General features: G+C 73.5%; 16 protein-coding genes. 5 read left to right on the top strand and 11 right to left on the bottom strand.

From position 1 onward, the window contains the following. Positions 1-4: 4 nt before the first annotated feature. From A6A06_RS24315 to A6A06_RS24305, 3 genes are read left to right on the top strand one after another with little or no spacing between them, the layout of a single operon-like run. The gene (locus tag A6A06_RS24315) at positions 5-826 is read left to right on the top strand and encodes an SDR family NAD(P)-dependent oxidoreductase (RefSeq protein WP_443333775.1); all 822 of its coding nucleotides are present in this window, start codon (positions 5-7) and stop codon (positions 824-826) included. 13 nt (positions 827-839) lie between these two features. After that, positions 840-1,736, top strand: a complete 897-nt coding sequence (locus tag A6A06_RS24310; RefSeq protein ID WP_073763471.1) for a LysR family transcriptional regulator — start codon at positions 840-842, stop codon at positions 1,734-1,736. 48 nt (positions 1,737-1,784) lie between these two features. Beyond that, entirely contained in the window at positions 1,785-2,159 is a 375-nt protein-coding gene (locus A6A06_RS24305) for a VOC family protein (RefSeq protein WP_073763470.1), read from the top strand. An 18-nt stretch (positions 2,160-2,177) separates the two neighbouring features. Here A6A06_RS24305 and meaB read toward each other — a convergent pair whose 3' ends face one another. The 3 genes from meaB to A6A06_RS24290 are packed head-to-tail and all read right to left on the bottom strand — an operon-like array spanning position 2,178 to position 7,339. Beyond that, positions 2,178-3,212: a methylmalonyl Co-A mutase-associated GTPase MeaB gene (meaB, locus tag A6A06_RS24300; RefSeq protein ID WP_073763469.1), complete on the bottom strand. Its 1,035-nt coding sequence runs from the start codon at positions 3,210-3,212 to the stop codon at positions 2,178-2,180. 9 nt (positions 3,213-3,221) lie between these two features. Next, complete coding sequence (gene scpA / locus A6A06_RS24295) at positions 3,222-5,447, bottom strand: methylmalonyl-CoA mutase (RefSeq protein WP_073763468.1); 2,226 nt, start codon at positions 5,445-5,447, stop codon at positions 3,222-3,224. Beyond that, positions 5,447-7,339, bottom strand: a complete 1,893-nt coding sequence (locus A6A06_RS24290; protein WP_073763467.1) for a methylmalonyl-CoA mutase subunit beta — start codon at positions 7,337-7,339, stop codon at positions 5,447-5,449. Before A6A06_RS24290 ends, scpA begins: the two co-directional genes overlap by 1 nt. A 241-nt stretch (positions 7,340-7,580) precedes the next feature. On the opposite strand from A6A06_RS24290, the gene A6A06_RS24285 reads away from it, so the two are divergent. Continuing rightward, positions 7,581-8,846 carry a DUF4185 domain-containing protein gene (locus tag A6A06_RS24285; protein ID WP_073763466.1) on the top strand — a complete coding sequence of 422 codons (1,266 nt, stop codon included), beginning with the start codon at positions 7,581-7,583 and terminating at the stop codon, positions 8,844-8,846. A 24-nt stretch (positions 8,847-8,870) separates the two neighbouring features. On the opposite strand, the gene A6A06_RS24280 is transcribed toward A6A06_RS24285, so the two are convergent. The 5 genes from A6A06_RS24280 to A6A06_RS24260 form a co-directional block, all read right to left on the bottom strand. Continuing rightward, the gene (locus tag A6A06_RS24280; RefSeq protein ID WP_073763465.1) at positions 8,871-9,269 is read right to left on the bottom strand and encodes a VOC family protein; all 399 of its coding nucleotides are present in this window, start codon (positions 9,267-9,269) and stop codon (positions 8,871-8,873) included. An 89-nt stretch (positions 9,270-9,358) separates the two neighbouring features. Next, positions 9,359-11,059 (bottom strand): CocE/NonD family hydrolase, encoded by a 1,701-nt coding sequence (locus A6A06_RS24275; RefSeq protein WP_073763464.1) that lies wholly within the window; start codon positions 11,057-11,059, stop codon positions 9,359-9,361. 176 nt (positions 11,060-11,235) lie between these two features. Continuing rightward, the gene (locus tag A6A06_RS24270; RefSeq protein WP_073763463.1) at positions 11,236-11,799 is read right to left on the bottom strand and encodes a GerMN domain-containing protein; all 564 of its coding nucleotides are present in this window, start codon (positions 11,797-11,799) and stop codon (positions 11,236-11,238) included. Next, a complete protein-coding gene (locus A6A06_RS24265; protein ID WP_073763462.1) occupies positions 11,796-13,460 on the bottom strand; it encodes a sensor histidine kinase in 1,665 nt (554 codons plus the stop codon). Before A6A06_RS24265 ends, A6A06_RS24270 begins: the two co-directional genes overlap by 4 nt. After that, entirely contained in the window at positions 13,457-14,164 is a 708-nt protein-coding gene (locus tag A6A06_RS24260; RefSeq protein ID WP_073763461.1) for a response regulator transcription factor, read from the bottom strand. The genes A6A06_RS24265 and A6A06_RS24260 overlap by 4 nt, the downstream gene beginning before the upstream one ends. A 189-nt stretch (positions 14,165-14,353) precedes the next feature. Here A6A06_RS24260 and A6A06_RS24255 point away from each other — a divergent pair, with 189 nt between their 5' ends. Then, complete coding sequence (locus A6A06_RS24255) at positions 14,354-15,106, top strand: polysaccharide deacetylase family protein (protein ID WP_073763460.1); 753 nt, start codon at positions 14,354-14,356, stop codon at positions 15,104-15,106. A gap of 116 nt (positions 15,107-15,222) precedes the next feature. Here A6A06_RS24255 and A6A06_RS24250 read toward each other — a convergent pair whose 3' ends face one another. From A6A06_RS24250 to A6A06_RS24240, 3 genes are all read right to left on the bottom strand, one after another. Continuing rightward, on the bottom strand, positions 15,223-15,630 hold the full coding sequence (locus A6A06_RS24250) for an SsgA family sporulation/cell division regulator (RefSeq protein ID WP_073763459.1): 408 nt from the start codon (positions 15,628-15,630) through the stop codon (positions 15,223-15,225). Positions 15,631-15,787: 157 nt separating this feature from the next. Next, positions 15,788-17,326, bottom strand: coding sequence for a PH domain-containing protein (locus A6A06_RS24245; protein ID WP_073763458.1), 1,539 nt, complete (start codon positions 17,324-17,326; stop codon positions 15,788-15,790). Further along, a complete protein-coding gene (locus A6A06_RS24240; protein ID WP_073763457.1) occupies positions 17,323-17,841 on the bottom strand; it encodes a PH domain-containing protein in 519 nt (172 codons plus the stop codon). Before A6A06_RS24240 ends, A6A06_RS24245 begins: the two co-directional genes overlap by 4 nt. Between the last annotated feature and the right edge of the window lie 68 nt (positions 17,842-17,909).

Here is a 17,909-nt window from a genome sequence, read left to right as displayed (position 1 = left end):
CGGCATGACGGAGACGACGGGTACGGACGCGGGACCGGGTACGGACGCGGGACCGGGCGCGATGGGCGCCGGACTGCTGGACGGCAAGGTCCTGCTGATCACCGGCGCGGGACGTGGCATCGGCGCCGCCGCGGCACGGCTGTTCGCGCGCGAGGGGGCCGCCGTCGTGCTGACCGCGCGGACCGGCCCCGAACTGGCCGCGGTGGCCGAGGAGGTACGGGCGGCGGGCGGCATCGCCGATCACGTCGTCGCCGACCTGGCGGACCCGGACGACGTACAACGGGCGGTGGACACGGCCGTGGAGCGCCACGGCCGCCTGGACGGCGCGTTCAACAACGCGGGCATGGGTATCGGGCACGCTCCGCTGGCCGAGATCCCGGTTGCGGAGTTCGACCGGATCACCGCCGTCAACCACCGGGGCGTATGGCTGGCGATGGCCGCCGAGATACGGGCGATCACCGCCACCGCGGGCACCGGCGCCATCGTGAACAACAGCAGCGTCGGCAGCCTCAAGCCGTCCGCCGGGATGAGCCTGTACGGCGCCTCCAAGCGGGCCGTCAACAGCCTCACCCAGACCGCCGCCGTCGAGTACGGCCCCCAGGGCATCCGTGTGAACGCCGTCGCCCCCGGCACGACCATGACCGCCATGATCGAGGACTGGGCCGCCCGCGAACCGGACGTCGTCGACCGGCTCACGGCCCGTACGCCGCTGCGCCGCGCGGCCGCCCCCGACGAGGTGGCGCAGGCCGCCGCGTGGCTGCTCAGCGACCGGGCCTCGTACGTGACGGGCGCGATCCTGCCCGTCGACGGCGGCCTCACCGTCTGAGCGGGAGCCCGGAGTGGATCTGACGTCCCTGCGGACGTTCCGGGTGGTGGCCCGGCACGAGCACATCAGCAGGGCCGCGGCCGAACTGCGCATCGCGCAGCCCGCGGTGAGCCGGACGATCGCCCGGCTGGAGGCCGAACTCGGTGTCCTGCTCTTCGACCGGCAGGGACGTGCGATCCGCCTCAACCGGTACGGCGCGGCCCTGCTGCGCCGCGTCGAGCGCGCGCTCGGCGAACTGGACGACGCGCGGCGCGAGCTGGCGGACGCCGCCGGGCTGGACCAGGGGCGGGTCGTGGTCGCCGCCGAGACGCTGCTGACGCTCTCCTCGCTGCTCTCCGCCTTCCGGGCCGCGCACCCCGGCGTCGAGATACGCCTCCACCAGTCGACCGCTGCCGTGATGCGGCGTCAGCTGGCGGCGCGGGAGGTGGATTTCTGTGTCGCCTCGCAGCCGCTGGGCGGGTCCGGGCTGCGTTCGGTGGTGCTGATGGAGGAGGACGTGCTGCTCGCCGTCCCGGCCGGCCACCCGCTGGCCGGGCGGGGCCGCGTCGGCCTGGCGGATGTCGTGGACGAACCGTTCGTCACCACGCGCACCGGGCACTGGCAACGCGAGCTGCTCGACCGGCTGTTCGCCGCGGCGGGCCGTACGCCCGTCATCACCTGCGAGGGCGACGAGCCGGCCGCGACCCAGTTCCTGATCGGCGCCGGGCTGGGCATCGGGCTCATTCCGGCGCTCGCGCGAAACGAGACGGCCGAAGCGCCGGTCCACTGGCTGCGCCTGGACGTCCCGGGCTGCCGCCGCACCCTCAGCCTGGTGCGGCGCGCGGACACCTACGTCTCCGAGGCGGAGCGACGCTTCGAGGAGGCGGCCGCCGCCCACTTCGCCGACCGGGGAACTCCGTTGACGGAGTGAGCACTCGCTCCGTACGGTGGGCGCTTCACCGACCCCGGGGGAACACCCGTGCCCGTCACCCTCAACCACACCATCGTGCCCGCCTCCGACCACCGCGCGGCGGCCCGGTTCTTCGCCTCGGTCATGGGTTTGGAGGAACTGCCGCCGGCCGGCCGCAACGGGCACTTCGCGCCCGTACGCGTCAACGAGCAGCTCACCCTCGACTTCATGACGGTGCCGGACCCCGAAGGGCACCATCTCGCCTTCGACGTGGACCCGGACACCTTCGACTGGATCCTCGCCCGCATCCGGGCGGCCGGCGTGCCCTACGGCAACGACCCCGCCCACCCGGACAACGGCCGGACCGACCACCCGCTCTGCCCGCGCGGCCTGTTCTTCGCGGACGGCGACCGGAATCTGTACGAGGTGATGTCCCCGGCGTGAGCCCGGGGCGCCCCGCCGCTACAGTTCGCCGTCCGGCATTCCGAACGCCTTGAGGATCCGCTCCGCCGCGAGCGTCGCCGTCAGCGTGCCGGACCGTACCTCCCGCTCCACTTCCGGGCCCACGTCCCGGACGCCGGGGTGGTCGCGGAGCCGGTTCAGCAGCTGCTCGCGGACCATCGACCAGGTCCAGTCGACCTGCTGGTCACGGCGCTTGTCCGCGAGTGCCCCGGTGGACTCCAGCAGCTTGCGGTGCTGCTCGACGCGGTCCCACACGGTGTCCAGGCCGGTGCCCTCGCGGGCGCTGCACGTCAGGACCGGCGGGGTCCAGGCGGCGTCCGGGGGCTGGAGCAGGCGCAGCGCGCCGGACAGCTCCCGCGCCGCCGACTTGGCGTCCCGCTCGTGCGGCCCGTCCGCCTTGTTGACCGACACCAGGTCCGCCAGCTCCAGCACGCCCTTCTTGATGCCCTGGAGCTGGTCGCCGGTGCGGGCGAGGGTGAGCAGCAGGAAGGTGTCGACCATGTTCGCGACGGCCGTCTCGGACTGGCCGACGCCCACCGTCTCGACGAGCACCACGTCGTAGCCCGCGGCCTCCATGACGACGATGGACTCCCGCGTCGCCCGCGCCACCCCGCCGAGCGTGCCCGAGGTGGGGGAGGGGCGCACGAACGCCGCCGGGTCGGCGGCCAGCCGCTCCATCCGCGTCTTGTCGCCGAGGATGGAGCCGCCGGTACGGCTGGACGACGGGTCGACGGCCAGCACGGCGACCCGGTGCCCGGCCCCCGTCAGCTGGGAGCCCAGCGCGTCGATGAATGTCGACTTGCCGACTCCGGGCACCCCGCTGATGCCCACCCGCCGGGCCGTGCCGGAGTGCGGCAGCAGCTCGACCAGCAGCCGCTGCGCCAGCGCCCGGTGGTCGGCCCGGGTGGACTCCACCAGCGTGATGGCGCGCGCGATCCAGGCCCGGGAGCCCTCGCGCACGCCCGCCGCGTACTGGTCGATGTCGATCGTCGGTCGCTTGCGGGCCGCGCGGGGCCGGGGCGTGTCAGGCGTCAACGTCGTGGCTCACAGGTCGTGGCCGAGGACCCCGGCGAGGTCCTTGACCAGGTTGTAGGCGGCATCCGGGATCACCGTACCGGGCGGGAAGACGGCCGCGGCGCCCGCCTCGTGCAGCGCCGGGATGTCACCGGGCGGGATCACCCCGCCGACCACGATCATGATGTCCTCCCGGTCCTGCGCCGCCAGTTCCTCGCGCAGCGCCGGCACCAGCGTCAGGTGTCCGGCGGCCAGCGAGGAGACGCCGACGACGTGCACGTCCGCCTCCACGGCCTGCCGGGCGACCTCCGCCGGCGTCTGGAACAGCGGGCCGACGTCCACGTCGAAGCCCAGGTCGGCGAAGGCCGTGGCGATCACCTTCTGGCCGCGGTCGTGGCCGTCCTGGCCCATCTTGGCGACCAGGATGCGCGGCCGGCGTCCCTCGGCCCGCTCGAACTCCGCCACCAGGTCCCGGGTCCGGTCCACGCCGGAGGACGGTCCTGCTTCGTCTCGGTACACACCGGAGATCGTACGGATCTGGCCGGAGTGGCGCCCGTAGACCTTCTCCAGTGCGTCGGAGATCTCACCGACGGTCGCCATCGCGCGCGCCGCGTCCACCGCCAGCGCCAGCAGGTTGCCCTCCAGGCCCTGGCCGGGACCGGCCTCGGCGGCGGCGGTCAGCGCCCGCAGCGCGTCCTGGCAGGCCGCCTCGTCGCGCTCGGCGCGCAGCCGCCGCAGCTTGTCGAGCTGCTGGGTGCGCACCGCGGAGTTGTCGACCTTGAGCACGTCGATCTGCTCGTCGGTGTCCACCCGGTACTTGTTGACGCCGATCAGCGCCTGCCGCCCCGAGTCGATCCGCGCCTGGGTACGGGCCGCGGCCTCCTCCACCCGCAGCTTGGGGATGCCCGCGTCGATGGCCTTGGCCATGCCGCCGGCCGCCTCGACCTCCTCGATGTGCTGCCAGGCCCGCCGCGCCAGGTCGTGGGTGAGCTTCTCGACGTACGCGCTGCCGCCCCACGGGTCGATGACCCGGCAGGTGCCCGACTCCTGCTGGAGGAAGAGCTGGGTGTTGCGCGCGATACGGGCGGAGAAGTCGGTGGGCAGGGCGAGGGCCTCGTCCAGCGCGTTGGTGTGCAACGACTGGGTGTGGCCCTGTGTCGCGGCCATCGCCTCCACACACGTACGCGTCACGTTGTTGAACACGTCCTGCGCGGTCAGCGACCAGCCGGAGGTCTGCGAGTGGGTGCGCAGGGAAAGGGACTTCGGGTTCTTCGGGTCGAACCGCTGCACCAGCTTGGCCCACAGCAGCCGGGCGGCCCGCAGCTTGGCGACCTCCATGAAGAAGTTCATGCCGATCGCCCAGAAGAAGGACAGCCGCGGCGCGAAGGCGTCCACGTCCATCCCCGCGTCGATGCCCGCCTTCAGGTACTCGACGCCGTCCGCGAGGGTGTACGCCAGCTCCAGGTCGGCCGTCGCGCCCGCTTCCTGGATGTGGTAGCCGGAGATCGAGATGGAGTTGTAGCGCGGCATCTTCTGCGAGGTGTACGCGAAGATGTCGGAGATGATCCGCATCGAGGGGCGCGGCGGATAGATGTAGGTGTTGCGGACCATGAACTCCTTGAGGATGTCGTTCTGGATGGTCCCGGCCAGCTTCTCGGGCGGTACGCCCTGCTCCTCCGCGGCGACGATGTACAGGGCGAGGACGGGCAGCACCGCGCCGTTCATCGTCATCGACACCGTCATCCGGTCCAGCGGGATGCCGGAGAAGAGCTGCCGCATGTCGTAGATCGAGTCGATCGCCACGCCCGCCATGCCGACGTCGCCGGTCACCCGCGGGTGGTCGCTGTCGTAGCCGCGGTGGGTCGGCAGGTCGAAGGCGACGGACAGGCCCTTCTGACCGGCCGCCAGGTTGCGCCGGTAGAAGGCGTTGGACTCCTCGGCGGTGGAGAAGCCCGCGTACTGCCGGATCGTCCAGGGCTGGTTGACGTACATGGTCGGGTACGGGCCGCGCAGATACGGCGTGATGCCCGGGTACGTCCGCAGGAAGTCCAGCCCGGCCAGGTCCTCGCCGGTGTACAGCGGCTTGACCTCGATGCCCTCGGGCGTCTCCCACACGAGGTCGTCGACGCCCTTGCCGGTGGCCTCCTGGACGGCGGCCGCCCACTGCGCCGCGTCGCCCGCGGGTGCCTGCGGCTCGCCCAGCTCGACCGTGCTGAAGTCCGGGATGGCGCCCGCCTGCCGTGTCGCGCGCTCCATCACGCCACCTCCATGACATCCAGGGCCGAGGACAGCACCCCGACCGCGTCGCAGCCCGCGAAGACGAAGGCGTCCACTCCGGCTCGTACATATGCTTCCCGCTGCTCGCCCGGCTTCCCGGCCAGCAGCACCTGCCGTGCGCCCGCCGCCTTGAGCGCCGCGGCGACCTCGGCGGCCTGCTCGGCGTACAGCGCGTCACTCGAACACAGACAGGCGATACCCGCGCCGCTCGCCGTGAACGCCTCGGCCGCCGATTCCGCGTCCACCGAGACCGGGTCGTGCACCGGCTCGACGCCGCCCGCCTGGAAGAGGTTGGCGGCGAAGCCGGCACGCGCGGTGTGCACCGCGGCGAGGCCGAGCGCCGCGAGGAACGCCTTCGGGCGGCTGCCGGTGGCCGCCAGATGCGCGTCCGAGCGGCCGCGCAGCGCCTCGTACGCCTCGTCCCGGCGCACCCGCGGCAGCCCGCCGCCCGCCGGTGCGGGCGCCGCCTCGCGCTCCACGGCGGGCTCCGCCAGGAACGGGAACTCGCTCACGCCGGTGACCGGCTCGCGGCGGTGCGCGAGGTCCTCGGACCGCTTGCGCCAGGTCGACGCCAGCCGCGCGCCGACCAGCCCGGAGCCGAGCGCCGCGGCCTGCCCGCCCACGGTCTCGATCTCCTGGAACCACGCCCAGGCCGCGCGGGCCAGCTCGTCGGTCAGCCGCTCCACGTACCAGGACCCGCCCGCCGGGTCGATCACCTTCGACAGGTGCGACTCCTCCAGCAGGATCGACTGGGTGTTGCGCGCGATGCGGCGGGCGAAGGCGTCCGGCAGCCCCAGCGCGTCGTCGAACGGCAGGACGGTGACGGCGTCCGCGCCGCCCACTCCCGCCGAGAGCCCCGCCACGGTGGTGCGGAGCATGTTCACCCACGGGTCCCGACGGGTCATCATGACCGTCGACGTCACCGCGTGCTGACGCTGCGCACGCGCGCCGGGGGAGGCGCCGCACACCTCGGCGACCCGCGACCACAGCCGCCGGGCGGCCCGCAGCTTGGCGATCGTGAGGAACTGGTCGGCGGTCGCCGCGTACCGGAACTCCAGCTGCGCGCAGGCGTCGTCCACGCCGAGGCCCGCCGCGGTCAGCTCCCGCAGGTAGGCCACGCCGGTGGCCAGTGAGCAGCCCAGCTCCTCGGAGGCCGAGCCGCCCGCCTCGTGGTACGGCAGCGCGTCCACGGCCAGCGCGCGCATCCGCGGCGCCTCGCCGGCGCACCGGCGGGCCAGTCCGGCCGCCGCGGCCAGCTGCCCGGCCAGGCCGTCCGCGCGGCCGGTCCTGGCCACCACGCCCAGCGGGTCGGCGCCCAGGGTGCCCGCCGTCTCCGTCGGTGCCACGCCCTTCTCCGCGCAGAGCCGGAACCACGCCTCGGCCGCCCCGGCGAAGTCCGCACCGGCGTCCAGGGCGACGGCCGCCAGGTCGAGGTAGACCCCGTCGAGCGCGGTGGCCAGGTCCGCCGCGGGCACCCCGCCGTCCCCGACGGCCAGCCACAGCGACGTGACGCCGTTCTCCAGGTCGGCGAGGACCGCCTCGTTGGCGCGCCGCGGATCGCTGCCCGTGTGGCGCTGCCGTACGTCCCAGCCCGCGACGGTGCTGCCGGTGGCGCGGCCGGCCCGTACGAACGGCGGGAACCCGGGGTGGCCGGTGGCGTCGGCGGCGTCGGGCGCGTCCTCGGCGGTGTAGAGCGGACGGACCTGGATGCCGTCCTGGAGCGCGGTGGCGAGCACGTCCTCGGCGGCGGTGCCGGTCGCCTCCGCGGCGCCCGATTTGCGCAGCACGCCTTCGACCAGGCGCTGCCACTGCTCGCGGTCCGCATCCGGGAACGCGGCGGCCAGAGGGAGTTCGGGGGGCTGGACGGTCATGGCAGCAGGCTAGGCGAACGGTCGTTAGCCGCAGCAGGGCATCGGGCTGTGACCTTGCACTCGTTGACCAGGCATTGCTCCATCGGGAAGGTCCACGATCGCCCTTTTGGGGGTGTTTCCGCGGCGGGCAGGTGACCCGTAGCGGGCGGATCGCCGCAATTTCGGCAGGTCGGGGCGTTCCGCGGCCGCCGTACGACCGGTTCTGTACGGTGGTCGGCCCGCCACCGTGCCGAGGAGGGACATGCGCGTTCCGCCGGTGAGGCGAACCGTCGCCGTGGCAGCGGTGCTCGCCCTGATCGCCGGTGTGGCCCTGCTGCTCGCGCTCCCCGGCCGCGAAGGCCCGGCGTGCGCCGCGCGGACCGTCGGTTCGTGGTCCGCCGAATCCCGTTTCACCGGCGAGTTCACCCGTTACGGCAACGACAACGCCCGCATGGACGACTGGACCGGCGGCGACGGCACCCACTCCGTCCGGCTGCCCGACGGCCGGACCCTGTGGATCTTCTCCGACACCTTCCTCGACCGGGTGCAGCCCCCGCCGAACCCGCACGGGCAGCCGTACCCCTGGCGCTCCTCCGACACGGGCCGCGCCCCCGCCCTGACGCACAACTCCCTCGTCGTCATGGACCGCACCGGCCGCCTGGAGCGGACCCTGACCGGCGCCACCGGTTACGGACCGGGACCGTTCTTCCCCGACACACCGGACGGCTGGCGCTGGCCGGTGCAGGCGCACGTGGAACCGCGCGCCCCCGGGTCACCCGAACAGGTTGTCCGCGTCCTGCTGTGGAACCGCGCGCCGGGCCAGGGCCCGTGGGTCTACGGCGTGCCCCTGGCGACCGAGGTCGCCACTCTCTCCCTGCCGGACCTGCGGCTGGAGGGCATCGCCCCGGCCGTCGGCCAGACCTCCGTACGGGACCCCGCGCGCCGCGTCCTGTACGGCACCGCGTCCGTGGCGGACAGCGCGTGGACGTACGTCTACGGCGGCGACGACGGGCCGGGACGCGCCAGTTCGAACGCCTATCTCGCACGGGTTCCGGCCGGGCGGCTGGGGGAGGCCGGGGCCTGGCAGTTCTGGGACGGCCGCACCTGGCAGCCGCGTTCCGGCCGGGCGGCCCCGGTGATCCGCGAGGGCCGGGGGCGCGGCGTGGGCAGCGCCTTCACCGTCGTGCGGGACGGCGGCACCTGGGTGCTGCTGACGATGGACGAGCCCGGGGCGCCGGGTGACGGCCTGTCGTCCATCGCTACGTACTGGGCGTGCTCGCCCCAGGGCCCGTGGCACGGACCGGCCGGGCGCATCACCCCGCCCCGGCCGGCCGATCCCACCGGACAGCACCGCGTCGCCGTGTACAACCCGCAGGCCCACCCGGAGTTCACGGCCGGCGGCGGGCTGCTGGTCAGCTACGACGTCAACTGGCTCGGCCCGCCGGGTGCCCCTTCCGTCGCCCAGGTCAACAGCGATGTTGAGCTGTACCGGCCGCGTTTCCTGCGGCTGCGCCTGGGACGCGGGTGAGGCACCGCCGCGGGGCCCCGGCGCTCAGTCGGTCTTCGGCCCCGACTGGAGCGAGCAGCGCAGCGAGAACGGGTGACCGGACGGATCGGAGTAGATCCGCACCTCGCGGGGACCGGTGTCGTCCTTGGTGTCCAGCGGACGCGCGCCGAGGCCGACCGCCTTGCGCTCGGCCTCGTCCATGTCCCCTTCGTCGACCAGCAGGTCCAGGTGGGCCTGGAGCGAGCTGTCGGGACGCGGCCAGGTCGGCGGCGTCATGTTCAGGTCGCGGCGGAAGGACAGCATGGCGCCGTTGGCGATGACCTCGACCCGGTCGGGCAGGTGTTCGGTACGTATCTCGCCCTCCAGGAAGTCGGCGTAGAAGTCCGCCAGCTTCTCCGGGTCGGCGCAGTCGAGCACGATCACGGCCGCTTTGACCAGTCCCATGGCATCTCCTCGGCCCCGTGGGCCCTCGGCAGGGCACCGTCACCGGTGCCGGCCGCGCGGCGCGCGGGCCGGGACGACGAGTACCGCGGTCACGCCGGTTCACTCCCGCCGTGCGGGGCCGGTGCGCTCATCAGCGGCAGCACCACCGCCGAGGGACGGCCCGGCTCGTGGAAGATTTCGAACCGTATCGGCCGGCAGTCGACGGCCGTCGCGACCGGTTCCCCGGTCCCGTGGTGGCGCGCGAACCGCGGGAACGCACCGCCCGCGACCTGCACCCGCAGGCTGTGCCCGCGCAGGAACCGGTAGCCGGTCGGGTGCATCTCCACCCGGGCCGCCACCACCCCGTCGGCGTCTGCCGCGGGCGATCCGGGGCGCAGCCGCAGGATGCCGTCGGTGACGTTGCGCGAGACACCCGCCCGGTCCACGTCACACAGCCGTACGAAGACGTCGCCGTACCCGGAGTCCGTACGGACGTGGACCTCGGCCGACACCGGGCCGATCAGGTCGAGGTCGCGGGGCAGCGGACGGCCGGTGAAGACCAGGACGTCGGGCCGCCCTTCGACCGCCGTGTTGTCCTGCTGCCGGACCTCGCCCGGCAGCAGCAGCGGGCCGCCGGTCGACGGCGTCGGGTCGGCGCCGTGGTAGGTGAACCGGTCGGGCGTACTGCCCGGCGGCTCCGGCCAGTCGAGCCCGCCGGACGGCTGGAGGCGCAGCGGCGTCGGGGCGGACTGCGGCGGAGGCCACCGGTCGAAGTCCAGCCAGCGGCCCGCGCGCTGGAGGTAGAGGCGGACCGGGGACTGGTGCAGCTGGGTGGTGTCACCGGCCAGCTGGGCGCTCAGCCACGACACGTGGTCGGTGAGCGTCGCCTTCAGCGCGTTCCGGTCGTGGGCCCACGGCCCGATCGTGATCCGCGAGCGGTGCCCCGCGGCGGTCAGCGCCGTGAAGTCCCGCAGCTGGTACGGCAGGAACAGGTCCCACCACCCCGTCACCATGCTGGTCGGCGTGGACATCCGCGGCGCCGCGGCACTGTGGTCGACCGGCGCCCAGAAGCCGTCCCCCGGCTCCGCGTGCGCGCTGACCTCGCGCAGGAAGCGCTCGGGCCGCCCGATGGCCGCCAGGTCGGTCTCGCCGACGGGCAGCGTCCGCATCGCGCGCTGCACCCGGCGGGTCTGGAGCGGGTTGGGCAGCAGGCCGCCGAGGGGCGTCTCCTCCTGGGTGCCGGTCGCGGAGGACCACACCAGCATGTTGTGCAGCGCCAGTACACCCCCCGGGTAGAAGGCGGAGGGGAAGTCCGAGGTGGTGATCCCCAGACACATCGCCTCCAGCGGCGGATCGAGGTACGGGCCGACCGCCCACTCCGTGTGACCGAGGTAGCTGGCGCCCGCGGTGGCCAGCCGTCCGTCGCACCACGCCCGTTCGCGCAGCCACGCCGCGGTCGCCAGCCCGTCGTCCTTCTCGTGCACGAAGGCGTGGAACTCGCCGCCGGAGCCGAAGACGCCGCGTACGTTCTGGGCGACGACCTGGAAGCCCCGCCGCGCCAGCACGCCCGCGAACAGCTTGATGTCGGGCTTGTGCTTGCCGTACGGCGTACGCAGCAGGACCACCGGCAGCGGCCCGGCGCCGCGCGGCCGGTAGCGGTCGGCGAGCAGCACGACGCCGTCCCCCATGGGGATGCGCAGATCCCGGACGCACTCGACGTCGGAGGTGACCGGCTCGGGCATGTCCAGATACCGGTCGACCAGGCGGCCGAACGCCCGCCCGGTCCTGTCCCGCAGCACGGATTCCGCCATCGGACCCTCCCATCGTCCGTTCCGGCCTGCGCCTCGGTGAGGCCGCCCCGGCGAGGCGTGTCACCCGGTGTCCGCGATCGTCACTCCCTGTGCTTTTCCGGCGGGGCCCCGGGTGATCCAGTGTCCGGCTTTCCCGCGAATCGCGCATGTACGCGGGAGCCGGAACCGGCAGGCCCTCAGCCCGGCGGTGTGGCGGACGGGCTCGGCCGGATGAAGGGGAAGGCGTTGGTGCCGCCGCACACCATCGGGCCGACCTTGGCGTTCTCGCTCACCAGGGTGACCAGGACGTCCGCGGGGCTCCGGCCGCCGGGCACGGAGGCGTTGGCGGCGGTGCACACCAGCTGGCTCATGGAGGGGGTGTCGAGCCGTTCGGCGCTCACGGGCAGGTGGACGGTGACCGTGCCGTCCTGCGCGTCCGCGGTGACCCGGCCAGGCAGGAGGGGCAGCACGTTGGTGAGTCCCCGCTGCTGTTCGGCGGTGTTGGGCCCCTTCAGCAGCAGATTGATCGCCTCTTCGGGGCCGACCGGCGCGGTCGCCGGGCGGCTGGCGGGACGCAGGCCGGTCGGGCCGAGGAAGTACAGCTGGACGTCGGGCGCGGGCTTGCCCGGCGCCTTGAGGCCGTGGGCGGGCTCGCCCGCGTCGATCACGCCGGTCGGCGCGATGCCGCAGCCGACGAGGGTGCCCGCCAGCAGCCCGCCCAGCGCGATCCGCCGGGCCCGCACGGAGTTCGGCACGCTCACGTCTGGTCCGCCTTCCCGTCCGGAGCGGCCGCCGGGCGCTTCGCCGGGCGGTCACCGCCGTCCGTCGTGTCCTGGCCGTCGACCGTACCGGCAGGGCTGCTCCCGGTACGGTCCGACGGCTCCTGGCCGGGCTCCCCGGCCGTTTCCGGAGCATCGGGGGCATCCGGGAGGCCGCCCGCCTCCTGCTCGGGCAGCGGCAGCTCCACGGTGAACACCGCGCCGCCTTCCGGGCAGTTGGCGGCCTGCATGGTCCCGCCGTGCAGCCGTACGTTCTCCATGGCGATGGCCAGGCCCAGTCCGCTGCCCTCGGAACGGGCGCGCGCCGAGTCCGCCTTGTAGAAGCGGTCGAAGACGTGCGGGAGCACCTCGGGGTCGATGCCGGGGCCGCTGTCCACGATCCGGATCACCAGCCGTCCGTCGCCCGGGTCCGGCGCGCGCAGCAGTACCCGGACCGGCTCCCCGCCGTGGTGCAGCGCGTTGCCGACCAGGTTGGCCACCACGACGTCCAGCCGCCGCGGGTCCAGCCGCGCCCGCACCCCGTCGGGCAGTTCGGCGCCCACCCGGTCCTGCCAGGCCCTGGCCTGCAGCGTCTTGCGGATCGTCTCGGCGACGTCCACCTCGTCCAGGTGCAGGGCCGCGGCCCCGGCGTCGAAGCGCGAGACCTCCATGAGGTCCTCGACCATCCGGGCCAGCTTGCCGGTCTCCTGGCTGATCAGCCGGACGGCGGAGGCGGTGTCGGGATCGAGCGCGTCGGCGTCCTCGTCGAGCACGTCGGTGACGGCGGTCATCGCGGCGAGCGGCGTACGCAGCTCGTGCGAGACGTCGGCGGCGAACCGCCGCGAGTTGGCCTCCATACGGCGCAGGTCGGCGACGCTCTCCTCCAGCTTGGCGGCCATGTCGTTGAACGTCCGGGACAGGTCGGCCAGCTCGTCGGCGCCCTTGACCTCCAGCCGGGTCTCCAGCTTGCCCTCGGCGATCCGCCCGGCGGCCTGCCGCAGCCCGCGCACCGGCCGCAGCACACCGCGGGCCGCGAGCAGCGCCGGGACCACGGCCAGCGCGAGCACCGGCAGGGCGCCGCGCTGCGCGGCGCTCACCAGCGCCTCGACGTTGGCTTCTTCCGCGCGGAGCGGGAGCTGGGCGTAGACGGACAGCGGGGACGCCGTACGGGCCTCGGTCTGCGACTGCATCACCGGCATACCGATCAGCAGCCACGGATCGCCGTCCCGGTCCACCCGCTGGAACGCCGTCACATGCCGCGTCTCCACCGACTCCCGCAGCTCGTCGGGGACGATGACGCGCAGGCGCAGCCGGCTCCGGTCGTTCTCCGCGACGCCCTTGTACTGGACGTAGACGTCCCAGTCCCGGGCCTTGCCGGAGCGGTCGAGCTGCCGGGTGAACTCGTCGACGTCCGCGCGGGTCGGCGGCACGGCGAGGTCGGGCGCGAGCGAATTGACCTGACCCCGCAGGTCCTTGATCGCGGTGTCCTGGGAGCGCTGGAGGATGGCGTTGCGGGCCTCGCGGTACGTCAGCGCCGCCGTGGTGAGCGCGCTGACCGCGGCGACCAGCAGGAACGCGACGACGAGCCGGACCCGCAGCCCGCGGGGCAGCGAGCGGGGCAGGACGGGGTGCCGCGCGCGGCCGGCGGGCCGGGGACGCTTCACAGGGGGCCGAAGCGGTAGCCGAAGCCGCGGACGGTCTGGACGTACCGGGGGCTGCGCGGGGTGTCCTCGATCTTCGTACGCAGCCGCATGACGCACGCGTCCACCAGGCGCGCGTCACCGTGGTAGCTGTGCTCCCAGACGTGCTCCAGCAGTTGCTGGCGGCTGAAGACCTGTCCGGGGGTCGCGGACAGGAACAGCAGCAGCTTCATCTCCGAGGGGGCCAGCGGGAGGTCGGCGCCGCTCTTGGAGACGACCAGTCCGGCACGGTCCACGGCCAGTTCGCCGTAGGTCTCCACGGGTGCGGGTCCCGGCTCGGCGGGTCCGGCGTCGCCGTCGGCGGGCAGCGCGGTGCGCCGCAGCACCGCGCGGATACGGGCCTCCAGCACCTCGCCGCGCGCGGGCTTGACGATGTAGTCGTCGGCGCCCGCCTCCAGGCCGAGGACCACGTCGAGGTCGTCGCCGCGGGCGGTGAGCATGATGATCGGCAGCTGGCGGTCGGCGCGGATGCGACGGCAGACCTCGAAGCCGTCCTTGCCCGGAAGCATCAGGTCCAGCAGCACGATGTCGGGGCGGAAGGCGGGGAGGAGGTCCAGGCCGTCCTCGCCGCTGGCCGCGGCCGCCACCTCGTGGCCGCGCCGGCGGAGCGCGAGGGTGACTCCGTCGCGCACGGCGGCGTCGTCCTCGATGAGAAGTACTCGGGGCATGGCACCAGTATCAATAAGTTTCATGATGGATCGGTAACAGGCGGATCCTGCCCTCAATTCTTCGCATCTGTCGTGATGCAAGGCAGTAATCGCGCGAGTGCACCGCAGGGGGAATCGTACGGCGCCTACGGGGGTGTCCGTACACGTGTCCGCGGCAGCACGCGCAGGGCAGTAGGGACGGGATACGCAATGGCACGGCACGTCAAGCGGGGCGGGATCATCACGGCGGCCGCGGTGGCGGCGGCGTCGCTCGGAGTGGCCGGATATCTGACCTTCGGGCAGTCCGGCGCCACCTCCGAGGCGCAGGCGGGCACCACCGAACAGGCGCGGCCCGCCCCGGTCGATCCGAGCATCGTGCACGCCTCCGACCGGCCCGGCAAGAGCCTCAACATCACCATCGACGACGGCCCCGACCCGGTCTGGACCCCGAAGGTGCTGGCCGTACTGAAGAAGTACGACGTCAAGGCCACCTTCTGCATGATCGGCCCGCAGGCCGAGGCGCACCCGGACCTGGTCAAGAAGGTGGCGGCGGCCGGACACAAGCTCTGCGACCACACCATCAGCCACAACACCGGCATGGACCACCGGCCCGACCCGTACCAGTCGCAGCAGATCCTCGACGCACAGCAGATGATCGAGAAGGCGGCGGACGGACCCCGGGTCGACTACTACCGGGCGCCGGGCGGCGCCTTCACCCCGTACAGCAGGAAGCTGGCCGCCCAGCACGGGATGCGCCCGCTGGGCTGGAACGTGGACAGCAAGGACTTCGAGCGGCCGGGCACCGACGCGATCGTGCGCACGGTGCGCAAGGAACTGAGCAACGGCCCGACCGTCCTCTTCCACGACGGCGGCGGCGACCGCAGCCAGACGGTCGGGGCCCTGGACCGGCTGCTGCCGTGGATGAAGCAGCAGGGGTACGGATTCGGGTTCCCGAAGCGCTGAGGCGGGCGGGGGAGGCGGTGTCGGGGCCCCGGGGCACGGCCGGGGCCCGGACACCGCTTCTCACACGCGGCTTCTCACACGCCGCTGCTCACGCGTCGCTTTTCAACGGTCGCTTCTCACGCGTCGCCGAGCAGTGCCGCGAGGCCGCGGTCCACGTCGAGGAGTTCGCTGCCCGCGGGCACGGCCCGGTACGTACGGTCCAGGAAGCGGCGCAGGTCGGCGGTGACGACCTGGACCATCGCGACGCCGTCCTCGACGTGGAACTCCAGCACCGTCCGGTCCCCGCCCAGCGGGCGCACCCGTACGTCGCCGCTGCCCGACGACGACTCCAGCCCGTCGGCGAGCAGCTCGCGGGCGAAGGCCCAGTCGACCGCGGCGCCGTCCAGCGAGATCTCCGGAGGGAAGGAGATCCGCACCGCGAGCGGGTCGGCTGGGTGGTAGTGCAGGACCGCGGGCACGCTGTGCGAGCCGGGCGCGGTCGCGATGAGACGTACCTGGACGGCTTGGTCGATGACACTCTGCACCGCGGCTGCTCCCTTACGGCTGTCGGGTCGGGGACATGGCTTACGCCATGTAGGACGGTGTGCCCGCCCTCGCCGTGCACGTGACAGGGGTGTGATCTATGTCATGTCCACATCGTCATGGTTGGTGGACAACACGTGGGTTGACAAGGATTTGCGATCACGTACGGCGCCTGGCCGCCCGGGATTTCGCGGGGCCGTGCGCCAGGAATTCCTCCAGGATGCCGGGCGCCGCGGCCGCGGCCAGCGCCGGGGCGTCGGCCGCCGGGATGTCGCGTACGTGGTAGCCGTCCTCGCCGGCCGCGACCGCTGCGGTGAGGGTGACCAGACCGGCCCGTCGGCCGAACGGCGAACTGGAGAACGTCCAGGCCGCGACCGCCTCACGCTGGAGTACGACGGTGTCCCGGCTGAACGTGCCGGAGCGCGTCACGAGGTGCCGCCCGTCGAGGCCGTGCCCCAGACTGCGGTACGCGTCCCGCGCCAGCCACAGCACCACCGGCACCGACACCAGCGCGAACACCCAGGCGCAGTGCAGCAGCACGGGCGTCAGGAGCAGGCCCAGGGCCGTGAGGGCGAGGGTGCCCGGAAGCGTGACGAAGAGCAGTCCGCGCATGCGGCGGCGGCGCAGGGCCGCTCGCGGATGCCCGCGGAGCCCGGCGTCGGGGAAGCCGGTGCGGAGCGTCCCCGACGCCGTGCGCACCGCCTCCGGGCGCGGCGCGGGCGGCAGGATGACGCTGCGCTTGCGGTTCTCCTCCTTGTTGCCCAGGCCGCCCGCGACCGCGCGCACGGTGGCGCCGCCGCCCGCCCGCAGCAGCAGCGGCTCCCGCAGGACCACGCCGCGCAGTCGGGCCCGCTCGATGGTCACCGACCGGGTGGTGAGCAGGCCGCGCCGGACCCGCAGCGTGTGCGCGTCGGACCATTCGAGGCGGAACTTCCACCAGCCCTCGACATAGAGGGTGAGCGCGCCGACCGTGCCGAGGACGACGACGGCCAGCAGCGCGAGCGGAATCGTCACCCAGAGCGCACTGGCGCCGAACTCGTCGAACGCGCCGCGGACGATGCCCAGCTTCCACGGCTCGATCCCGGCGCCGTCCAGGACGCGGTAGGCGCCGCCGGCCGCGGCGAAGACACCGCCGATCACCCAGAAGGTGAGCGGGGCGTAGCGCAGCCAGCGCCAGTTGATGCGGGAGACGACCGGGTCCTCGTCCGTCGTCCGGGCGTCCGCGCGGGCGAGCAGCGTGCTCCGCAGTCGCTCCGCGTCGGCCGCCGTCAGCGCCTCCAGCGAGAGTTCGCCGCCGCCGTCCGAGGAGCCCGCGGTACCGGCGCGCAGGACGGTGACACCGAGCAGCCGGTGCAGCGGCGAGGCGGTCAGGTCGACCGTACGGATGCGGTGCAGCGGTACGGACCGCAGACGCCGGGTCAGCACCCCGCTGCGTACCTCGAAGGAGTCGTGCGTGACGCGGTAGTCCGTGCGGGCCCAGCGGACCAGCCCGATCACGGTGAGCACCGCGAAGCTGCCCGCGATGGCGGCCAGGGTGATCCAGGCGCCGGTGTCGATCCGGCCGCCGGTGGCCAGCGCGGTCAGGGCGAGCGAGCCGAGGGGGGCGGCCATCCAGCCGCAGTGCACCAGGAGGGTGCGCCGGTCCAGCCGGTGCCACCGGGGCGGTGCGCCGGTGGCGGAAGACGTCGCGGTGGTCATGCGGCATCACCCGGCACGGCCTGCGCGGCCTCGCCGATCCGCCGCGACAGCTCCTCGGCGTCCGCGTCGGACAGCCCGGCTATCTTCACGTCCCCGGCGGTGGAGGCGGTGGTGACGGTGACCGTCGCGAGCCCGAACCGCTGCTGTACGGGGCCGCGCACGGTATCCACGGTCTGCACCCGCGACAGCGGCGCGATCCGCCGCTTCTGCCAGAACCACCCGCCCGCCGCGTACACCGCGCGGCTGCCCAGCTCCCAGGCGTGCACGGAGTACCGCCACCGCGGCATGACCAGCAGATAGCCGAGCGCCGGCAGGACCAGGACGACCAGCAGGAGCGGGCCGAGCCAGGGCAGCGCGCCGGGGAACAACAGCACCGAGCAGACCGCCAGGGCGAGCGCGGTGACCAGCATCGGCCCGCTGACCGTCAGCAGCGCCTGGACGGTCCACCAGCGGCGGGCGCGGGGATCGACGCGGTTGCGGGGTGGCCGCAGCAGGGGAGTGGCGGGTGCGGGCATGAGGGTCCCCGTTCTTTGGCAAGTCGCGTGTATTGAGTAGCGGTACGTTATAACGGTACGAGCGACTT

Origin of the sequence: Streptomyces sp. CB02923 (genome assembly GCF_001905005.1) — a bacterium.
Lineage (GTDB): Bacteria > Actinomycetota > Actinomycetes > Streptomycetales > Streptomycetaceae > Streptomyces.
The sequence above is the reverse complement of the archived record's forward strand: the minus strand, read 5'-3'. Positions and strand labels throughout refer to the sequence as shown.